This is a genomic window from Polaromonas sp. P1_G4 (genome assembly GCF_056405475.1).
In genome coordinates this window covers 1-4,034 of record NZ_JBFUCA010000401.1, presented here as the reverse complement: position 1 = coordinate 4,034, position 4,034 = coordinate 1, and the positions used below count along the sequence as shown (strand labels likewise).

Annotated in this window: 6 protein-coding genes; 2 read left to right on the top strand and 4 right to left on the bottom strand. The window is 61.9% G+C overall.

Features of this window, described 5'->3' with window-relative positions; genetic code table 11:
- The 4 genes from AC1D1X_RS17440 to AC1D1X_RS17425 form a co-directional block, all read right to left on the bottom strand.
- Positions 1 to 359: GNAT family N-acetyltransferase (locus tag AC1D1X_RS17440; RefSeq protein ID WP_477698754.1), on the bottom strand; the 359-nt coding region annotated here is incomplete at its 3' end.
- A gap of 87 nt (positions 360 to 446) precedes the next feature.
- Positions 447 to 710, bottom strand: a complete 264-nt coding sequence (locus AC1D1X_RS17435) for a hypothetical protein (RefSeq protein WP_477667213.1) — start codon at positions 708 to 710, stop codon at positions 447 to 449.
- A 116-nt stretch (positions 711 to 826) separates the two neighbouring features.
- On the bottom strand, positions 827 to 1,333 hold the full coding sequence (locus AC1D1X_RS17430; protein WP_477670901.1) for a hypothetical protein: 507 nt from the start codon (positions 1,331 to 1,333) through the stop codon (positions 827 to 829).
- 52 nt (positions 1,334 to 1,385) lie between these two features.
- Entirely contained in the window at positions 1,386 to 2,513 is a 1,128-nt protein-coding gene (locus AC1D1X_RS17425) for an MFS transporter (protein WP_477670902.1), read from the bottom strand.
- Positions 2,514 to 2,588: 75 nt separating this feature from the next.
- Here AC1D1X_RS17425 and AC1D1X_RS17420 point away from each other — a divergent pair, with 75 nt between their 5' ends.
- Both AC1D1X_RS17420 and AC1D1X_RS17415 read left to right on the top strand, forming a co-directional pair.
- A complete protein-coding gene (locus tag AC1D1X_RS17420) occupies positions 2,589 to 3,479 on the top strand; it encodes a LysR substrate-binding domain-containing protein (protein WP_477670903.1) in 891 nt (296 codons plus the stop codon).
- 149 nt (positions 3,480 to 3,628) lie between these two features.
- Entirely contained in the window at positions 3,629 to 3,937 is a 309-nt protein-coding gene (locus tag AC1D1X_RS17415; RefSeq protein ID WP_477670904.1) for a plasmid stabilization protein, read from the top strand.
- Positions 3,938 to 4,034 lie beyond the last annotated feature (97 nt).

Below are 4,034 nucleotides of genomic sequence, written 5' to 3'. Positions count from 1 at the left end.
CTGTAGGTGCTGCCCACGCGCTTTGCCTGGGTCGGCGTCAGCACGCGGTAGGTGCCTATGACTTCCTGGCTGTCGGCATCACGCACCAGCAGGTGTTCGCAATAGTCGTCAAACAGGTCGACGTCGTGGCCGGGCAGCACCTTGGAAAGGTTGGCACCCATTTCGAGCGCAAAGACCTGGTACCTCAGGCGCTGTGCCTGCCGGACCTCGTCCTGGTGCCGGGCCCAGCTGACCGTGATTTTCCCCACGGCAGGCCTTTGAACAACGGCGGGAATGACAGCATGACCGCTTTGATGAAGTGACCCCCGTGGCATTGCGACTGGCGACAATGCAAAGGTGGGATTGGGCAGTTCTTTCATGGCTAACTCCTTGTTTCCTGGTGTCTCAACAACTTCGGCAACTTCAAATCGCGCTGTAAAAAAGCCCCAAAAAAGGGGCTTTGACTCTCAATCACCGGCGGTCAGCGAAACCACCTTGTCACGTCGCCCCAAACCGGCGGCCAGCATCGGCCGCGCATTCGAAAGACCCTCAAGCCAGGGCCGGGTGCCCGCCTTGAAACGCAAGCCGCCAGGGCTGTTCGCCAGGGCTTGTGCGGTGCAGCGCAGGATGCGCAGGCACTGCTTGTTGAAGTCCTGGATGCCGCTGCTCAAGGTGCGGCTGGGGCCCTGCGCCTGTCCGTCATTCATCGGGTGCTCCGTCATGCTGGTCATGGCGTGATTCTGGGAGCCGGGGGTGACGCGTTCGTGTCAGTTCAATGGCAGTTGTGTGACACGGGAAGAAATTCGCGGCGTGTGGCGGGCACGCGTCGGCCGCCTGCGCAGCGCGGCTAAGAGCCCACCGCATACCTGGTTGCCAACAGCACTTCGAGCCTCATTGTTATGGCTTCGCATTCGTCCAGCTCCAGACGGCTGAACTGAGCCGCCCAGGTTTTGGATGAAGCAAATTTTGGAAACTGCGGTGGTTCGCCCCATTGCCAATCGGGGTGACTCGCTTTTGGGCTTCTTCCGAAGATATGCAGATGCATTTTCCGGTGAAGCTGGGGGGTTTTTGGTCCGGGTGGATGCGCCAGTTCGTTGAGCGCGTTGTTACCGGCCTCCCAGTAGTTCAGGCACCCTCCGGCGAGCTGGGGCAGTGTTTCCAGCATGGCTCTTGCGGTGGCTGCGACCAGGCAGGCCCATAGCGCCAGTTCATCGGGGGTCAGTTCACTTCTTTCCCACACCGGCCGGGGCGGATTGACCAGCAAATGTCCGCCATCGCTTCGATGGTTCATCGGGCTGACTGGTAACGCGACCGTGCCCCCGGCGCAATTGATGAGTGTGTGGTGAATGTCCAAGTGAAAATCTCCAAAAGAAGAGGGAATGAAAAAAGTGGTATCGGATGCGCGCTCAGTTGCTGCGCTGCCTCAGGCAGGCCATGGCGGTGACCGAAAGAAGAAGTGCAGCAACGCCGTAAATCCATGCGGAGGGCACGATGGGCAACAACAGGCCGGCCAGCACCGGGCCTGCGCCGGCGCCCATGTCGCGCCAGACCGAGCGTGTGGCGAGAGCCTGTATGCGTCCGGGCCCCGGCGTGCGCAGTGCAACCAGCGGCGGCAGCAGCGGCAACAGCAAGGCACGCAAAACCACAATGGCAAGTGCGCAAGTCCACAGCCAGCCGAAACCAAAGCCCACCAGGGCAACAGAAGTGAGCACGGAGAAGGTCACCAGAAGAACTTCGACGCCATGCTTTTCAGCCATGTGTCCGCCGGCAGAACTCAAGACAATTTCCGCCAGGTAGCGGACCGACAGCAGAAGCCCGGCCACGATGACCGGGTTGCCGGGCAACAGGTCACGGCCCAGATAAGACAGGCCGATGATGAAGAGGCCGTCCAGCACCAGGCCTTCCGTGAAGGAAAAGATGTCCAGCCCGCCCGGAAGCCTGATTCCTGTTTTTCGTGGTGCCGGCTCAGCATGCGCGCCGGTTGGCATCTGCCGCGCGACCAGCAAGGCACTCAACGCAACAGCCGCGAACAGGAAAAAAATAACTTTGGGGCCAAACCAAAGCGCGCACACGCCGCCCAAAGGAAGGGCAAGCATGGGCCCCAGTGCCGTGAATGCGCGGGACCGCCCTGCCCGACGCGCAGCGCCCGCCGGTTCGGCGGTGGCCAATGCCTGGGTGGCCAGGTTCAGGGCGGCGAAGGCCAGGCCCCACAAGAGCCGCAAGAACAACAGGGCGACGAACCCGGTCAGCATCGCGTAGCCCAATGCGCACACCGCGGCCGCCAGCGCCGCCAGTGAGCAGGTGAGCCGTTCACCGTTGCGGGCGTAAAACCTTGCCACCGCTGCGTAGCCCGCAATGCGCACCAGGCGGTTAGCGGCCAGGAGAATGCCCGCTTCGGGCAAGGTGACGCCAAACGCAGGAGCGAACATCGGCAGGAGCAGGTAGAGCACCGTGTCCCCCGGAAGTGAGAGCCCGAGCACCATGGCGGCATGGCGCGAGTTGCGGTCGGAAGCAGAAGCCGTGATCTGTTGCATGGCTTGTATGGTGCGCAGGGCCGCCTCTCCCGACAAACGATATTAGTGCGCGGCACGTGTGAGAAAATTGCACGCATGTTGCCTCGCCTGCCCCCGTTGAACGCGGTCCGCGCTTTCGCTGCGGCGGCGCGCCATCAGAGTTTCAGCCGGGCTGCCCTGGAATTGCATGTAACGCACGGCGCCATCAGCCGCCAGATCAAGGTGCTAGAAACCTATCTCGGCGTGGACCTGTTCGAGCGAAAAACACGGCAAGTTCTTCTGACGGCAGCCGGCCATCAGTTCCATACGCAAGTGGGCCCCGCACTCGAGCAGATTGGCGCAGCCGCCGAATCACTCAGGGGTGGAACGCCATTGCGCGCCGTCAAGATCAACGTCCGGCCCACGTTCGCGGTGCGCTGGCTGATTCCAAGGTTGTCAGCGTTCGTGGCGAAGCACCCTGACATCGAACCGCAGGTGATGACCAGCACCTTGCCGCCGGACAAAGCGGTAGATGAGTTCGATCTGGCCATCCGGCGGAGCACCAGGGGGTGGCCGCCGGCGATGCAGATTCATCCATTTCTGGAGGACGAAGTTCTTGTTGTTGGGTCGCCCGCATTGTTTGCCAGCCGCCCCGTCACCGGCCCGCACTCTTTGGCGTCCCATGTCTTGCTGTTATCCAAATCGCGCAGCCACGATTGGGAGAACTGGAAAAAGCAGGTGAACGCGCCAGAGTTGAATCCAGCCAGTTGCCTGCAATTTGATCATTTGCACTTTGTGCTTCAGGCCGCCGTCGACGGGTTGGGTTTTGCCTTGGCGCCGGTATCGCAAATTACCCATGACATGGCGGCGGGACGGTTGATAAGCCCCTTGCCGGAATTGCGGATGGCGCTGGGTCGCCACTATTTTGGCCTTGCGCCCAATGCCGCCCCGGAGACGCAGCAGTTTGCGCAGTGGCTGATGGATGAACTGAACGCCGCGCCTTCTTGAGACCGGCAGCGAAGCGCCGCGCCGTGTAGGAGATCACCGACCTTTTTTCGGGAATGCCGCGCGCGAAGCGCCCTGCCCCGGTGCAGTATTTTCAAGCTCTCGCCATCACAGCGATCACGGCGAAGAAAACCCAGCCAAGGAGAACCGACATGCCCAGAGGCGAYAAATCTGCCTACAGCGACAAGCAAAAGCGCAAGGCTGAACACATTGAAGAAGGCTACGAAGACCGCGGCGTCGGCAAGGAAGAAGCCGAGCGCCGCGCCTGGGCCACCGTCAACAAGGAAACCGGCGGCGGCAAAAAGTCGGGCTCGGGCCGCGGCAAGGCCGAAAACCATGCACCGTCCCGAAAAGGCGGGCGCCTTGGCGGCGCAGCAGCAGCCTCCCGCACGGCGCAAGAGCGGTCAGCTTCTGCCAAAAAGGCTGCCGCCACCCGCAAGCGGAATGCGGCCAGGAAATAGCGCCTGCGGATCAAGCTGCCAGCGGGCGCAATGGCTGCACGAGGCGCCGTGAAATCGCTATTGTTTTGATAGCTGCTCGCGCCCATCCACATTGCCT